This is a genomic window from Bacillus mojavensis, from assembly GCF_012648005.1.
GTDB lineage: Bacteria > Bacillota > Bacilli > Bacillales > Bacillaceae > Bacillus > Bacillus mojavensis.
The window spans coordinates 3,355,930-3,372,379 of sequence record NZ_CP051464.1; the positions used below are offsets into that span (position 1 = coordinate 3,355,930).

Here is a 16,450-nt window from a genome sequence, read left to right on the forward strand (position 1 = left end):
GTGTATTCATTATAAAAAGGGGGTCAATTACTTTATTAATCATAACCGATAAGTTTTACACAACTGTTACAGCGGAATTAAAACCCAGTAACGTTATGTGAAACTCGTATGACAGCCCTTTTTTATTTTAAGGTTTTCAGCGTTTCCTGGAGCTCTTCGACATAATGCTGTACGCTTTGTGCCGCAATACTTCCGTCTCCTGTAGCCGTTACGATTTGGCGCAATGATTTTTCACGAATGTCTCCGGCTGCGAAAATCCCTTCAACCTTTGTTTCCATTCGGTCGTTGGTTTCGATGTAGCCTTCTTCATTCGTGATGCCAAGGTTGTCAAACGGTTTAGACAGAGGAAGCATACCGATATAAATGAATACGCCGTCTGTTGTGAATTCACTTTCTTCACCGGTCACCGTATCCACAAGCGTCACTTTGCCGACTTTGCCGTTTTCCTCATGAATTTCCTTCACGGTTTTATTCCATAAGAAATCTACTTTTTCATTATCAAACGCTCTCGCTTGGAGAATGCTTTGCGCACGGAGTTTGTCACGTCTGTGAACGATCGTTACTTTTGAAGCGAAACGTGTTAAGTACACGCCTTCTTCAACCGCTGAGTCCCCTCCGCCGACAACAACCAGCTCTTTGCCTTTAAAGAAAGCGCCGTCACATACTGCACAATACGAAACACCGCGGCCGCCCAATTCTTTTTCACCTGGCACGCCGATTTTTTTATATTCTGCACCTGCGGCAATGATAACAGCACGTGCTTTATATTCTTTTGAACCGGCTTTCACAACTTTGTACTCTTTGCCGTCCACAATTTCTTTAATATCGCCATAAGCGTATTCAGCGCCGAATTTCTTTGCATGTTCAAACATTTTGTTGGAAAGCTCAGGCCCGAGAATGCTTTCGAAACCAGGATAGTTCTCCACATCTTCCGTGTTTGCCATTTGGCCGCCCGGAATTCCTCTTTCAATCATTAATGTCGATAAGTTTGCTCTAGATGTGTATACAGCGGCCGTCATCCCAGCAGGACCTGCGCCGATAATAATCACGTCATATATTTTTTCTTCTGACACACTCACTCACTCCTTAAAACGTCTTTTCGAGTTGGGCTCTTCCTTATAAGATAAGAATCCCCATCAAACGTATTCCTTACCCATATCCTATAAAATCTCATGGTGATACGCCATTTTTTTGCTCATTTTTTTCGAAACGCGATTAGATGTATTACAAAAGGGTATGTATTTAATAAAAGAAAGAGCCTTCTGTCCATAGAAGGCCCTTGTCTTATTTATTATTGAACAACACGTCTTACAACGCCTTTGAATGCTTTTTTCCAGTACACGTTGTTCATAGAGTCGACAGAGACACCATGAGATGTATTGTCGTTCAGGAACGTACCGTTTCCTAAGTAGATTCCAACGTGACCATTTGTTTTGTATGTGTCAAAGAAAACTAAGTCTCCACGTTTCATGTCTGACGCGCTTACAGCTTGTCCTCTTCCAACTAAAGTATCAGTCGTTGTTCCGCCGACAGGTCCAAGGTTGACACCTGCAGAAGCGTAAGCCCAGCGAACGAATGATGAGCAGTCAAAAATACGGTTGTTGATATCAGACTGAGTGCGTCCGCCGCCAAACTTGTACGGAGATTGTCCGACAATGCTTGAACCAACGCTGATTGCGCCTTCAATTCCGCCTGAGTTGCTGATGACAGTGCCGCCTGAGTTATTGCTTGAGCTGCTGCTCTTCTTAGAAGATGAGCCGTTAGACGAACTGTTAGATGCACCGTTAGAAGAATTGTCTGAAGAATCATCATCAGATGAGCTTGCTTTTGCTGTTTCAGTTGTAGCCGATTGGCTGTCATCTGTTTGTGTTTCATCAGATGCTTTTTGTGCTTCTTCCTGCTTTTTGATCAGGGCAGCCGCAGCTTCTTGTTGTTTTTTGATGCGTGCTTGTTCTGCTTCAGTATCTGCTTTTTGATTTGCAAGTTCAGACGCTTCTGATTTTAATTCAGAAATTGCCGCAGCCGTTTTCTTCTGGCTGTCTTTTGCTTCGTCGAAAAGCTTGTCTTTTTCATCTAGCTGTTTATCAAGGTCCTTTTGCATTGTTTCTAACTTAGCCAATGCAGCTTGTACTTCTTTCAGCTTATCATTCAGATCTGCTTCAGAGTCTTCAAGCTTCGCTTTATCCTGCTCTTGCTGCTTGATTAAATCTTTGTCTGCATCAACAATAGATGAAACCGCAGTAGCGCGTGAGATAAAATCACCAAAGCTTGTTGATCCTAAAAGTACATCTATGTATCCTTGAGATCCGCCGCTTTCCTGTAAAGAACGAACGCGTTTTTTCAGGATTTCGTTACGTTTTTCGATGCGTGCTTCTGTTTCTTTAATCTCTTTTTTCAGTTCTTTGATTTCTTTTTTCGTTTTATCGTTTTCTTCTTTTTTATCTTCGATTTTGTTGCTTGTATCGAGCGCCTTAGCGTTAATGTCTTTCAGTTCTTTTTCAATCTTTGATTGGTTTTCCTGAAGCTCAGTTAATTCTTTTTCCTTCGCTTCAATGCTGGAAGCAACCTCAGATTGCTTGCTTTCGATTTTTTGTTTCTTTTCATCTAATGTTTCCGCCGATGCAGTTTTACTTGTAAATGGGATCAAAAAACTGCTTGTCCCGATGACGGAAGCCAAACCAAGTGTCAATAAACTCTTTCTCACTTTTTATATCCTCCCTTTTACTGTGAACCTGATCTCATTTGGAATTGTATTTTGAACATCAAGTTTCGTTCCTCATATTCTACGAGGAATGATGATTGTTTATGGTTAATTATTCTGTGCATCTCTTATTCTGGGTGTATAGCGTTTATTTCACATCATATGTAAAAAACACTAATTCCTTATGTACGAGAATCATTATACCATCAAGTTTCGACAAATTAGCGATAAATTTTATTACATTTGTGTTTCAAACAGATGTCAGGTTGCACATCATTTGTCATCTTTCTTAAATTGATAAAAAACCTGTCGATATTATTTTTAAAATATAATTTATAGAATAAAAAAAGAGTTGATTCTGCGAATCAACTCTCCATAAATATACTATTCTAAAATATCATCAATATATTTCATATATTTCGTCAAAGTGGCCGGAGAGATGCCAAATTGGGCTGCCGTTTCTTTTTTGGTGTCATGTTTGCCGTGGGCTTCTTTCCAAATATAGTAGATAGCAGCAGCCCATCCGCTCACATTTTTCAGCGGCCCCGCTACGCGGATTTGCTGTATCACATGGAATACCCAGCAGCTCATGACTTCTGTTTTCATCTCATCCTGTTCTGCTTCTTCCAGCAATTTAACCGTTTGATAAGCAAAAAGCGCATCCTCTGACACATCTGCTGCTGCGGAATCTCCGTGCAAGAGCAGCTTAACGAAATGGTTTTCAAAAGGAGCGGTGATGCGCTTCGAGCGTATCACTGCTTCAAGATGCTCCGTTTCACCCTTGGTGCTGCTGATATAATAGGCAGCCAATCGCTGTTCTACTGACGAAGGAAGTACTTCCCGCCGCTCAACCCATGGAGCCGGACGGTCCGCTCCGGGATATTGCGATTCGACTTTTCTCCATACCGTTTCGGCAAATTCTGTATGGCCCGTAAAGTAAGCAGAGCACGAGAGCCAGTAATAGAATGTATCGTCTCCTTCAAAACCGCTTTTATATAGTGATCTGAGCCATTTGTACCCGATATCATAGCGACCGACAAGCGACAGGGTGGCACCCAATTTATAGCGCTGTTCAAATAACATCGGATATACATTTGAAAGCTGATCACTCAGCTCTGCCACCTTTTCATCTTCTCTTTCATAATAGTAGAAAACGAGAAGATTACATAAAGCGTGAAGATTTCCTTCATTATTATTTAGCACTTTATAAGCCGTTTGTTTCGCTTTCACAACATTGCCGGAATAAAAGTGGGCAAGGGCGAGATTATTATAAGCGGACCAAAGCTCAGGATATTCATTTGTGATTTCCTCAAGAGCCGCAACAGCTTCAGCAAGCTGACCGCTTTCAAGCAATGACTTCGCCCGGTCTTGTTTGATAAGCAATTCATCCTGATCATATAGAGAATCCTCAGGCCCGCCGTCTCCTAAATCAAGCAGATCAAGCAGACTATCATTCTCTTCGGAAAATTCACCGTCCGGATCAGCGTCTGAATAAGCTGCAGCTTCTTTATAAGCTTCCTGAAAGAGTCCCAGATGGGCAAAGTTATTTGCTTTAAAATAATGACATTCCGGCATTTCCGTCTCCAGATTCGCCAAAATATAATCAAGCAGATCGTTTGATTCCTGGTATTGCCCCATCTCTGAATAAATGACCGCAAGCTGCGAAAGCATCTCTGAATCCTTCGGCTCCAAATGAACCGCGCGCTGGATCAGTTTGCTTGCCCGCTTCAAATTGCGTTCTTTATACGCCTTCAAACCTTTATGAAAAAAATAATGTCCATCTTGAAGCAGCTGGACAATTTGTGCGTGATTTTTATGTTCAGAAGTGTGTTTTCCCACAACTACCCTCCGTTTTATACAATATTACCGTCAGTAGTATACCATAAATCGTAAGCTCCTCAATAGTTCAAAAGGAAGGATTGGGAAAATCCCTCCTCTTTTTTTTACTGGCTGAATCAACCAGAATTTACCCGGCTTTGTTTTCTAAATCCGCATTCATTTTCAGCTGCTGTTCAGCAAAATCTCTGTAAAGGTCATGGGACGCCATTAATTCATGGTGCGTGCCCCGTCCCGTAATTTCCCCTTTTTCAACAAATAATAGCTGATCTGCATCTACAACAGTCGATAAGCGGTGAGCGATGACAATTGTTGTCCGGCCTTCCATCAGCACCTCAAGTGCCTGCTGCACTGATTTTTCAGATTGACTGTCGAGGCTGGAAGTCGCTTCATCAAGCATCAGAATGCTCGGGTCCCGTAGAAGCGCCCTGGCAATCGCAATTCTTTGTCTCTGTCCGCCCGACAGCATGATGCCGCGTTCACCCACTTCAGTATCAAGCTGATTCGGCAGCTCCTTAATAAAATTAAGAGCGTATGCCATCTCCGCTGCTTTTTCGATTTCGGCATCCGTTACCTCGCGTTCTAGCCCATAACAAATATTGTCTCTGATCGTTCCCGACATTAACGGACTTTCCTGTGACACATAGCCGATATGCTGACGCCACGATTCGAGCGAATACGTATCCACCGGCTCATCTCCCAGCTGAATGGTTCCTTCAGTCGGAGAATAGAAACGCTCAAGAAGCTTAAACAGCGTGGTTTTTCCGCCGCCGCTCGGTCCAACAATTGCTGTTACTTTTCCCGCTTCAATAACGGCGCTGATATCCTTCAAGATCAGCTGCTCAGCATTATAGCCAAAGGACACATGATCGAGCCGGATAGGGAGATGCGCGTTGTCAATTTGGTTTCCTGTGACGGTATCTTCCTCTTCCTCTGCCAAAATCTCAATCATCCGTTCTGTTGCACCGATTGATTTTTGCAGCTGTGTGAAGAACGTTGTAATCTGGCCCATCGGCATAATGATTTGAAACAAATATAAAATAAAAGCCACGAGTGCCCCGGCAGTCAATTCGCCTGATGACACCTGCATACCGCCGTACCCAATAACAGCCACGAGCGCGGCCATTAATACGAGAGAAATAAGCGGTCCGACAAGAGATTGCACCTTCGCCTCACGAACCCCAAGCTGGAATAATGAAGAAATCCCCAGTTTCCCGCGTTTATATTCGACTTCCTCTGCATTTGAAGCCTTCACAAGCCTGATTTCCGGAAGGATTTGATTCAGCAGCCCCGTAAAACGTGCGGTTTCATCTTGGGTTTCCCGAGAAATAGAAAACATCTTCTGCCCGATCGGCACTAGGATCAGAGCTGCTAATGGAACAACAACTAAAACAAGCAGCGTCAGTTTCCAGTTCATAATGAATAAGATGGTGAGTGATCCAATGACCGAAATGATGCCTGTTATAAATCCGCTGATATGGCTGGTAATCAGCTCTTTTACCACCATCGTATCATTCGTGACCCGGCTGACAGTTTCACCGGAAGCGTTAGTATCGAAATAAGATACAGGAAGCTTAATTAATTTCTTCCATAATAAATCCCTTAGCCCAGAAATGATTTTTTGCCCGCTATAGTTTAGTGCGTATGTAGCGTAGGCGCTTAAAGCGGCTTGGATAAGAAAAACGAGCGCAATCAGCCCGATTTGCGTGCCGGACAGCGCTGACATGGAAAAACCGTCGACAAGCTGTTTCGTTAATAGAGGAATCAGCAGGCTGACCAGTGTTGTGACAATACTGAGAATCAGCGCAAAGGCGAGCTTTCCATAGGATGGGTTTGTCTGTTTCACTAATGCAAAAAAAGCTTTGAATTTTCTTTTAGGTTGCTGTGTTGGCATAGTATTTTTCCTCCTGTTTCAATCCCTTTACGCGGTCAGCAAGGTTGAACGGAATATAATAGGATTATTTTTACTCTTTCTAAATCATATCAATGGAGAGAGACTTTTTCAGTATATTTTTCTTGTACAATGAAAATAAAAATCCCCTATTCATGACTCGAATAGGAGACGTTTCATATTATAGATCCTTTTCAGGCTTCTTTTTTCGGTACGTTAAGGTAACATCTTGCTGTCTCAGGTCCTCAATGATCATTTTGAACCGGTCAACCTTTGCAGCATGCTCCTCTTTTATCGTTTGAAGTGCAGTCTTCTGCTTTTCTCTTTTCGATTCAAGCTCTTCTTTTATTTTTTTGACAATCATTCCTTTTTGCCCTTTGATTTCTTCTTTTAATGCAGATTCGAATTTTTTAGTCAGGCTGAGAATGTCGTTGATGGGTTTATTGAGACTGCCTGCTTTCCCCTTCATTTCGTCATGGGTTAGAAACATATAGGTGGTTGATACAACTTCTGTTTCACTTTCTGAAAATAAGGAAGTCACTCTGTCTATTCCTCCTAAGGCTGAAAATCGAATAACTGTGAGATCATTTCTTCTTTTTCAAATAGCTTTTCGATGCTCTCGCGGATATTTTTGATAAAATTCTTTTTTTCCGTTGTCTGTTTTTTGAGTTCTGCAACAATTCCGTCATTAGCAGGGAGTGCACCTGTATGGAACGATTCATGAACTGATATTTTCTCTAATTTATCGAATGTGTGACTGAAACCGGCCGCAAGCCGGAATTGAAGATCGAAGGCATATTGCGAAGGGTTTTCTTCCATATGTTGAATCGCCGTGATGATTGCCTGTTTTTTGTCTATAAACGCTTCATCGATTTCCTGCCGGAATACCTTTTGGTACGCAGAAATCGCATCTTCCATATCTTCAACGATCTTCATGCCGTTTTGATAGATTCTGACAGCGGACGATATATTGACTTTAATTGTTTCTCCCGAGCCGCTCTTCCCTGTAAAGTAAATATCGGAGCCTTTATAGCTGAAGCCTTTTTCCTTTGATAATGCGTTCAACATTTGAACGATGCTGTGGCCGTCGACGATGAGTTTTAATGCGTCTTTTGTTTCTGCGTCGAGTGTTTCAAAAGAAGAAATCATTGATTTTACATACTCCACAATTTTACCAACATCATTTAGAGCTTGCGTGAATTGGCCATGCTTTAGATGATCAATGAAATCATCGTATTGTAATTCTATACCTTTCATACTCGCATTAAGATTAGATAACTCTTTTTTTATGACTTTTTTCTGTGTATCATCAATATAACCATTTTCAGCAAGCTGATCTACAATAGGCCCGCTGTTCCCCAACAGGGTGTGAAGAAAACCTAAAAAGGCTGGCAGCTGCTCTTTAATTCGGCCATACATTTGCTTAACATCATCAAAATTTTCATAAATAACACTTGCTTTCGCTAAAACGCCGTCTGTATGCTTTACTTTTTCTATCAATTCTACGTCTATCCCGCTGGCTGCTTTTACAAAACCGTTTAAGCCGTCTTTTTCATAGTCACCCTTATATTTTTGAAGGTATTCCTGCATCGACCTTACGTCTTCATCAGGAATCCCATCCATAATGTTTCGGATGCCTTTCACACTTGTGTTCGTATCCGCCATCTTCACATCGCCGAATGTAATGAAATCCGCCTTGCCGCTGACTCCGTACAGCGGGTCATCTTTTGATATGCGTTGGGTGATGTTTGCTGTGACGCCTTTGTCTTCATAATATTTTTGGATTTCTATTTTTAGCTTTTCTGATGGGATATCATTAATATCTTTTAAGCGTCTAATATGAAATTTATGCATTATCTTATCTCTCAAATTCAAATCAGTTGCTAATAGGTGATCAACACTTATTTGAGCTCCGTTAACTCCATAAACTTCATCAAATTCCCCATCAATTAATTGAACCATCACCTGATTATTATTAGCCAGTGAGTGACCCATAGCAAAGGTCTTTAAATCATTAGAATCCTTTGTTTCTTTTTTTGCTTTTCTTGTAAACTCTTTTGTCGCTTGATACTGGCTGTCATCTATCCCTAAAAAGAGACCGAAGAAATTGTATGACCAATCCTCGTTATCTGCACTACCCTCTGAAATAATATGAAGTTGATTAATGTGTTGTTTGTCATCCTTAATATAAATTGCTGTACCATCATATCCGGATTCTCTTATTGATGTATCCACATTTGAATTTTTCTTAACAAGTTCATTTGATGTATATATTTCCACGTTTTTTGGAAGCTCTTGGTGTGTTTCTTCTTTGTAAATTCTTCGGACCTCAGCTTCAAAATCGGCTTTAGCCTTCTTAGTTTCATGCTCATTATGAGAAGCAAATTTTTCTTTATAATCGTATTCTAAGTTAATTAAACGGAGTTTCACATTTTCATTTTCAAATATATTTTTGTTTTCCATTCTATTTCTCCTTTTTAACTTTTAAAAAGGTAATGGAGTCTATTATTTTTTGAACTTTTTGTCTGGCTTCTTCTTCTTTTAATGAACAAGGTTCTTCATCTTTATAACAAGCAAATCTAAAGGAATATTCTATTCCTAGATAATCCTTTTTGGTAGATTTAACATAGCCAAAAAATCTATAAGAATAATTGTTCTTTCCGTCTACGTCATCAAAAACACTTTTCTTTTGAGCAGAATATACAATTTTATCAGATAGCTCTCTTTCTCCGTATTTTCCTTTATAACCGTTTCTTCCGCTTACGATGTCAAGCATTGTATCCTTGTCATTTGCAAAACTTTTGTCTTGATGATAATCCAGTTGACCATCATATTGAATGTTAGTTTTTTTATTAAAACTATCAAATACTATTGTTTCTTCATTGTCTCCTGTACTGGACATATCAGGTACGTATTCCCCATCCTCCGGAAACAACATCCTAAATCCCTTCAGCTTAGACTCCAGCAAATAGTACCCAGCCTCTTCTTCCTTCGTTGACACCATGTACTCTCTCGTTTTCTCGTCCTGAAACGCGGGAACTTGCGGCAAGTCTTTTGGGTCCATGTCTTTTGGTTTTACGGCTTCTGTTTTATTTTCATTGTTTTTGCTGTTTTTTTCGTTGTCGTTCATACTGCATCCTCCTGTCAGGGCAAGTAATAAGCTGAAGCAAATATAGATAATCTTTTTCATTACGAACCTCCAAGGGTTTTGTGAGATGATTCCATTTTTCAAAAGTAATACTATTGACCCTGTTATGGGATGATTATATTATCCTTTTCCATGTTACATCATGGCGGAATTTGGATAAATAGGAAATCAGACTTGGTTTTGACCTTCTTTTATCCATTCGGAATGTGAAACACCTACAATATTACAAAATACCCATTACATTTTTCTTATAACAAAAAAGAGCCTTTATCCATAGGCTCTTTCCATTTACTATTCAGAATGGCGTTTTCTCAGCACTTCAAGCACATCATCCAGCGGCAATGCTTGTTCTCTGAGCAGGACAAGGAGATGATACAGCAGGTCTGCCGCTTCCCATTTCAGTTCCTCGTGGTCACGGTTTTTGGCGGCGATGATGACTTCTGATGCTTCTTCACCGACTTTTTTCAAAATCTTATCGACGCCTTCATCGAAAAGGTAAGTGGTGTAAGCTCCTTCAGGCATTTCCGCTTGGCGTTCTGCGATGACGCGCTCCAGCTCGCTTAAGATGTCAAATCGGCCGGAAGTTTGTTCTTCTGTCTGTTCCTTTGTAAAACAGCTGTAGCTGCCTGTGTGGCATGCCGGACCGGACGGCTCTACAAGCACGACCAGTGCATCTTGGTCGCAGTCATATCGGATGCCCTTGACGGCTTGCGTATTCCCCGATGTTTCTCCCTTGTGCCATAGCTCTTGCCGCGAGCGGCTGTAAAACCACGTTTCTTTCGTTTCCAGTGTTTTTTCGTACGATTCCCTGTTCATATATGCAAGTGTCAGCACTTCTTTGCTTGCCGCGTCCTGGACGATGGCAGGGATTAATCCGTCTTCGTTAAAACGCAGTTCATCTGCCTGTTTCATCTCACATTCACCCCGTGCTCTTTCAAATATGATTTCACTTCTTTAATTGATGTTTCTTTATAATGAAAAATGGAGGCAGCCAGCGCGGCGTCCGCTTCCCCTTTTGTAAAAGCCTCGAGCATATGCTGCGCGTTTCCTGCTCCCCCTGAGGCGATGACAGGAACCGGAACAGCTTCTGACACGAGCTTTGTCAGCCTGTGGTCAAAGCCTTTTTTCTCCCCATCTGAGTCCATGCTGGTTAGCAGGATTTCTCCGGCTCCGCGTTTGACGGCTTCCTTCGCCCATGCTGTAACTTCCCAATCCGTTTTCTTTCTGCCGCCGTGCGTGTAGACCTTGTATGAATCAGATGTTTCGTCGTACTTGGCGTCTATGGCGAGTACGATACATTGAGAGCCGAAAAACGCCGCGCCTTCGGTAATCAGCTCGGGACGGAGAACAGCTGCCGTGTTTACAGAAACTTTGTCCGCGCCGGCACGCAGAATCGTTTTCATATCGCTAAGCTGATTGATGCCGCCTCCGACTGTAAACGGAATCGCAAGCTTTGCAGCAACCTGCTCTACGACGTCAACCATCGTTTTACGGCCTTCATGCGAAGCGGAAATATCAAGAAACACCAGTTCATCCGCGCCTTCCTGGTCGTATGCTTCCGCCAGCTCGACAGGGTCGCCGGCATCCTTCAGCTCAAGAAATTGAATCCCTTTGACAACGCGCCCTTCTTTCACATCAAGACATGGGATAATCCGTTTTGTTATCATTTCCCCTTCATCCTTTCAAGCGCCTCGCCAAGTGTAAACTGGTTGGTATACAGCGCTTTTCCGATAATGGCTCCAGAAACCCCATTCGCATGATAACGGGCAAGAGCTTCAAGATCCGCAACAGAGCTGACTCCGCCAGAGGCGATGACAGATTTTCCGGTTTCTTTCGCGAGTTCCACTGTGCTTTCGATATTGGGGCCTGACAGCATCCCGTCTGTCGCAATATCAGTAAAAATAAAAACTTCTGCGCCTTCGTTGGCGAGCTCTTTGCCGAGTTCAGTCGCCTTAAGACTTGAGGTTTCCAGCCACCCCTCTGTTGAAACAAAGCCGTTTCTTGCGTCCAGCCCGATGGCTATCCTTTCGCCATACTCTTTCAGCATTTTTTTTACAAACGGCGGATCAGAAACAGCGGAGCTTCCTAGGATCACGCGATCGACTCCTGCCGATAAGTAATCGTAGACGTCGCTTTCCGAACGAATGCCGCCGCCGATTTCGACTTTCAGATTGAGCTTTTGTACAATTTCGATGACATGACGGTCATTTACTTTTTTTCCTTCCTTCGCGCCGTCAAGATCAACTAGATGAATCCATTCAGCCCCCTCACTCGCAAATAACGAGGCCATGTCGAACGGCGAATCGCCGTATACGGTTTCCTTGCTGTAATCGCCTTGGACGAGACGCACGCATTTGCCGTTTCTCATATCAATGGCCGGAAATAATGTAAAAGCACTCATTTTTTCACCTTCTGTTCTGCTGCCATTTTTGTGAATTGGATTAAGATAGACATTCCGACCGCACTGCTTTTTTCCGGGTGAAACTGAGCGCCGAAGATGTTCTCTTTTCCGACAACCGCAGGCACCTGCACACCGTACTCGGCACTTGCCAGTAGCGCGTCGTCATCCATTCCGTCAATATAATAGGAATGGACAAAATAAGCGTAGCCTTCTTCTACTCCGGCCAGCAGCGGAGATTCGTTATGAAAGGAGAGGCGGTTCCATCCCATATGCGGAACCTTCAGCTTGTTTCCCTGCTGATCTTCCGGCTTCAGCCTGACTGCTTTTCCCTTTAACAAACCGAGACCTGCAGCGGTTCCATGCTCTTCGCTCTCATGAAACAAAAGCTGCATGCCGAGGCAGATCCCAAGAAGCAATCTCCCCTCTGACACCATCTTATGAATGAATTGATCGAGATTGGCGTTGCGCAAATTGTCCATCGCGTCCCCAAACGACCCGACTCCCGGCAAAATGAAAGCATCGGCTATACTCAGCTCCTCCGGAATGCCTGAAACAAAGTACGGTACGCCGACACGCTCCAGCGCCTTTGAAACGCTGTATAAATTGCCCATTCCGTAATCTATCACACCGATCATTTACAGCATCCCTTTCGTTGACGGAATCCCTTTGACACGCGGGTCTATCATTGTCGCTTCATCAAGCGCGCGTCCTAAGGCTTTAAAAACAGCTTCTATCATATGGTGTGTATTTGTGCCGTAATGAACGATCACGTGCAAGTTCATCCGTGCTTCAAGCGCCAGCTTCCATAAAAATTCATGTACAAGCTCAGTATCGAAAGTTCCGACTTTCGCTGCAGGAAAGTCAGCACGCATTTCCAAGTGCGGCCGATTGCTTAAATCAACCACTACCTGAGCAAGCGCCTCATCCATCGGCACAAACGCCGAGCCGTAGCGTTTGATGCCTTTTTTATCGCCTAGTGCTTCAAGCAAAGCCTGCCCTAAGCAAATGCCGATATCTTCAGTTGTGTGGTGATCATCAATATCGACATCACCTTTTGCATGAATGGAAAGATCAAATTGCCCGTGTTTTGTGAACAGGTCCAGCATATGCGTCATAAACGGCACATCTGTTTTGATTTCTGCTTGTCCTTCACCGTCTATTGCGAATGACAGTTCTATATCCGTTTCATTTGTTGTTCTGGCGCGTTCCGCTTTTCTCATTTCGAATTCCTCCGTTCTCTCGCTTCGATTGACCTGGCATGCGCTTCTAATCCTTCCAGTCTGGCAAAAGCCGCAATGCTTTCCGCATGTTCTTCAAAGGCTAATTGGCTGTATGAAATAATGCTCGATTTCTTTTGAAAATCCGTGACGTTTAATGGGCTTGAAAATCTGGCCGTTCCATTCGTCGGAAGCACATGGTTCGGTCCGGCAAAATAATCTCCGACTGGTTCAGGGCTGTATCGGCCTAAGAAAATTGCACCGGCGTGCTTAATATTGCCAAGCAAAGCTTCGGGAGACTGTGTGATGATTTCTAAATGCTCCGGGGCGAGCGTATTGACTGTATTGACCGCTTCATCTATCGTCTCAGCCACATAAATACATCCATAATCTCTCACTGAAGCTTCCGCAATATCTCTCCTCGGCAAGGTTTTAAGCTGCTCGTTCACCTCGGCTGAAACGGCCTCAGCCAGCGGCATGGAATCTGTGACAAGCACACATGAGCTAAGCATGTCGTGTTCCGCTTGTGACAGCAGGTCGGCGGCTATTTCACAAGGAATAGCAGTTTCATCAGCCAGCACGACGATTTCACTCGGTCCGGCAATCATATCAATATCGACATCACCGAACACCTCTCGTTTGGCAAGCGCTACAAATATATTTCCCGGGCCTGTAATTTTATCGACCGGCTCAATGGTTTCTGTCCCATATGCCAGCGCCGCAATTGCTTGAGCCCCTCCCATTTTGTATATATCTTTGATGCCCAGCTCAGCAGCTGCGGCTAAGACTCCCGGAGACAGCCGTCCGTCTTTTCCCGGTGGTGTGACAAGAACGATTCTTTCCACGCCCGCTGTAAGCGCCGGAATGACATTCATCAAAACAGATGACGGATATGCGGCAGTTCCGCCCGGCACATAAACGCCGGCAGAATCAAGTGCCGTCACTTTCTGTCCCAGCATTGTGCCATCCTTTCTGTGATAAAACCAGGAAGATTGAAGCTGTCTTTCGTGATATTCAGTAATGTTTTTGATCGCTCGCCTGATCACCTGCAGCAGCTGGGGATCCAGCAAGCTGTATGCTTCTTCAATTTCTTCTGTTGTGACCAATGCGCTGTCGAGCTTGATGCCGTCAAACTTGGCCGTGTAGTCACGAACGGCCTGATCACCATTTGCTTTTACATGTTCAATAATGGATCGGACCGCGTTTCTTTGTTCTTCCGTTCCGGCATCAATTGACCGCTTGAGAGAAAGCCGATCCGCGCCGCTAATGGTTTTGATTTTCATTTTGCCGTTTCTCCTTCCACAACAAGAGATAAACGGGACGCCATTTCGTCGATGACATCGTCCTTCATGCGATAGCTTACAGGGTTGACGATAAAGCGGGAGGTAATATCACAAATATGCTCTGTTTCAACGAGTCCGTTTTCTTTGAGCGTCTGTCCCGTTGATACGATGTCGACTATTCTGTCCGCAAGCCCGATAAGAGGTGCCAACTCGATAGAGCCGTTCAGTTTAATAATCTCGACTTGCTCTCCCTGCTCCCTAAAATAACTGGAAGCCACATTCGGATACTTTGTGGCGATTCTCGGCGCGACGCCGCTCCAGTCTGTATCTGGAAGTCCGGCAACCGCCAGATGGCATTTGCTGATTTTCAAATCCAGTACCTCATATACATCGCGTTCTTCCTCCAGCATGACATCCTTCCCCGCAATTCCGACGTCTGCCACGCCGTGCTCCACATATGTGGTGACATCCATCGGCTTTGCTAAAATGAAGCGGAGATTTTCCTCCGGCACGTCGATGATCAGCTTTCTGGAATCCTCAAACTCTTCCGGCAGCTTGTATCCCGCCTGCCGCAGCAGCCCTGCTGCTTCTTCAAATATTCGCCCCTTCGGCATTGCCATTGTGAGTAACTTACCCATTTTGCTCTTCCTTTCTGGCACCGATAAAATAGGTGACATTCGCAAATGATTTTGTCATCTGATCAATATTTTCAATCCCCAGTAAATCCTGAAGAACAACTTTTTTACCTTTCAAACGCTCTTCATTTGCAAAAGCGATGGCCTGCACCCTCTGCTCTTTGCTGAAAATGACAGCATCCATTTCACAAGGTTCGTCTTTCATATGGAGCGCTTCAATCATCCGGTCAATCCGAAGCCCAAAACCCGTCGCCGGCGCCGGTGAATTAAAATGTCCCAGAAGCTTGTTATAACGGCCGCCGCTGCCAATCACAAAGCCGACACTTTCCGCGTACACTTCAAATAAAATCCCAGTGTAGTAGCTCATATGGCTGACCATATTCAGATCAAGACGGACATTTTCCGTACATCCGTAGTCTTCAAGAATCTCCCACAGTGCCTTCAGTTCATCAACCACACTTTTTCCTTGCACTGAATCGACGATTTCTTCTGCACGCTCGCATACTTCTATACTGCCCCGCAATTCGAGAAGCTCCAGTAACCTATTTTTATCAATGGAGGAAAGCGGAAGAGATTTGACGTGCTCTCTATAGCCGACATAATTCTTTTCATATAAAAACCTCCGCAACACGTCTGCGCGTTCAACATTCCCGAGCACTTCAACAAACAGGGCATCTGCAATGCCTGCGTGGCCGATTGCAATTTTAAATGAAGTCAGGCCGGCATTTTTTAACGCACCAACTACTAAGGCAATAACCTCTGCATCCGCACTTGTCGTGCCATCACCAATCAATTCCACTCCAACCTGCTCAAACTCGGCAGGACGTCCGCCCTCGCGTTCCTGGGCTCTGAACACATTTGCCGCATAGCCGACTCTGAGCGGTTGATTATGTTTCAGCAACTTTGAAGCCGCCACCCTTGCGATCGGCCCTGTCATATCCGGGCGAAGCACCAGTGTCTTGCCATCCTGATCGAGAAGCTTAAACAGCTGCTGCTCTTCAATTGCTGACTGCACACCAACCGTATCGTAAAACTCCAGCGTAGGTGTTTCCATAAATTGATAGCCCCATTTATCTATCATATCGGTTAACGATTGCCTCACCTTATTTTTCGTTTCATATAAACCGGGCAGTGTATCTCTCATGCCGTGCGGTTTTTCAAACATAAACATCAACCCGAGCACCTCCGTGATTGTTTGAAGGAAAATTCCGAATCCTTTAGTTCGCTAATATGATAATATGTTAGCAGATGAAAGAATGGAAATCAATCCTTAACTTTTTCACAAATATGTATCATTCGAAAATCCTCCTCCTAAATATGAAAAAATCATGAATAAAG

Annotated in this window: 15 protein-coding genes; all 15 read right to left on the reverse strand. The window is 43.7% G+C overall.

The window, feature by feature from the left end; genetic code table 11:
- Positions 1-122: 122 nt before the first annotated feature.
- The 15 genes from trxB to HC660_RS17630 all read right to left on the reverse strand — a co-directional run bounded on the left by trxB (position 123) and on the right by HC660_RS17630 (position 16,283).
- Positions 123-1,073 carry a thioredoxin-disulfide reductase gene (gene trxB, locus HC660_RS17560; protein WP_168748830.1) on the reverse strand — a complete coding sequence of 317 codons (951 nt, stop codon included), beginning with the start codon at positions 1,071-1,073 and terminating at the stop codon, positions 123-125.
- A gap of 218 nt (positions 1,074-1,291) precedes the next feature.
- Positions 1,292-2,704 (reverse strand): peptidoglycan DL-endopeptidase CwlO, encoded by a 1,413-nt coding sequence (cwlO, locus tag HC660_RS17565; RefSeq protein WP_168748831.1) that lies wholly within the window; start codon positions 2,702-2,704, stop codon positions 1,292-1,294.
- A gap of 381 nt (positions 2,705-3,085) precedes the next feature.
- Positions 3,086-4,540, reverse strand: coding sequence for a tetratricopeptide repeat protein (locus HC660_RS17570; protein WP_168748832.1), 1,455 nt, complete (start codon positions 4,538-4,540; stop codon positions 3,086-3,088).
- A gap of 127 nt (positions 4,541-4,667) precedes the next feature.
- Positions 4,668-6,431, reverse strand: coding sequence for an ABC transporter ATP-binding protein (locus HC660_RS17575; RefSeq protein ID WP_168748833.1), 1,764 nt, complete (start codon positions 6,429-6,431; stop codon positions 4,668-4,670).
- 178 nt (positions 6,432-6,609) lie between these two features.
- Positions 6,610-6,969 carry a hypothetical protein gene (locus tag HC660_RS17580; RefSeq protein WP_168748834.1) on the reverse strand — a complete coding sequence of 120 codons (360 nt, stop codon included), beginning with the start codon at positions 6,967-6,969 and terminating at the stop codon, positions 6,610-6,612.
- Positions 6,970-6,983: 14 nt separating this feature from the next.
- Positions 6,984-8,891, reverse strand: coding sequence for a DUF6792 domain-containing protein (locus tag HC660_RS17585; protein ID WP_168748835.1), 1,908 nt, complete (start codon positions 8,889-8,891; stop codon positions 6,984-6,986).
- A gap of 1 nt (position 8,892) precedes the next feature.
- Positions 8,893-9,618, reverse strand: coding sequence for a lipoprotein YvcA (locus HC660_RS17590; RefSeq protein ID WP_168748836.1), 726 nt, complete (start codon positions 9,616-9,618; stop codon positions 8,893-8,895).
- Positions 9,619-9,867: 249 nt separating this feature from the next.
- Positions 9,868-10,488: a bifunctional phosphoribosyl-AMP cyclohydrolase/phosphoribosyl-ATP diphosphatase HisIE gene (gene hisIE / locus HC660_RS17595; RefSeq protein WP_105953987.1), complete on the reverse strand. Its 621-nt coding sequence runs from the start codon at positions 10,486-10,488 to the stop codon at positions 9,868-9,870.
- Positions 10,485-11,243: an imidazole glycerol phosphate synthase subunit HisF gene (gene hisF, locus HC660_RS17600; protein ID WP_168748837.1), complete on the reverse strand. Its 759-nt coding sequence runs from the start codon at positions 11,241-11,243 to the stop codon at positions 10,485-10,487. The genes hisIE and hisF overlap by 4 nt, the downstream gene beginning before the upstream one ends.
- Complete coding sequence (hisA, locus tag HC660_RS17605; protein ID WP_168748838.1) at positions 11,240-11,977, reverse strand: 1-(5-phosphoribosyl)-5-[(5-phosphoribosylamino)methylideneamino]imidazole-4-carboxamide isomerase; 738 nt, start codon at positions 11,975-11,977, stop codon at positions 11,240-11,242. Before hisA ends, hisF begins: the two co-directional genes overlap by 4 nt.
- Positions 11,974-12,612 (reverse strand): imidazole glycerol phosphate synthase subunit HisH, encoded by a 639-nt coding sequence (gene hisH, locus HC660_RS17610; protein WP_010332012.1) that lies wholly within the window; start codon positions 12,610-12,612, stop codon positions 11,974-11,976. Before hisH ends, hisA begins: the two co-directional genes overlap by 4 nt.
- Positions 12,613-13,197 (reverse strand): imidazoleglycerol-phosphate dehydratase HisB, encoded by a 585-nt coding sequence (hisB, locus tag HC660_RS17615; protein WP_168748839.1) that lies wholly within the window; start codon positions 13,195-13,197, stop codon positions 12,613-12,615.
- A complete protein-coding gene (hisD, locus tag HC660_RS17620; protein ID WP_168748840.1) occupies positions 13,194-14,477 on the reverse strand; it encodes a histidinol dehydrogenase in 1,284 nt (427 codons plus the stop codon). The genes hisB and hisD overlap by 4 nt, the downstream gene beginning before the upstream one ends.
- Positions 14,474-15,115: an ATP phosphoribosyltransferase gene (gene hisG, locus HC660_RS17625; protein WP_024122983.1), complete on the reverse strand. Its 642-nt coding sequence runs from the start codon at positions 15,113-15,115 to the stop codon at positions 14,474-14,476. Before hisG ends, hisD begins: the two co-directional genes overlap by 4 nt.
- Positions 15,108-16,283 carry an ATP phosphoribosyltransferase regulatory subunit gene (locus HC660_RS17630; RefSeq protein ID WP_168749510.1) on the reverse strand — a complete coding sequence of 392 codons (1,176 nt, stop codon included), beginning with the start codon at positions 16,281-16,283 and terminating at the stop codon, positions 15,108-15,110. The genes hisG and HC660_RS17630 overlap by 8 nt, the downstream gene beginning before the upstream one ends.
- Positions 16,284-16,450: the final 167 nt, after the last annotated feature.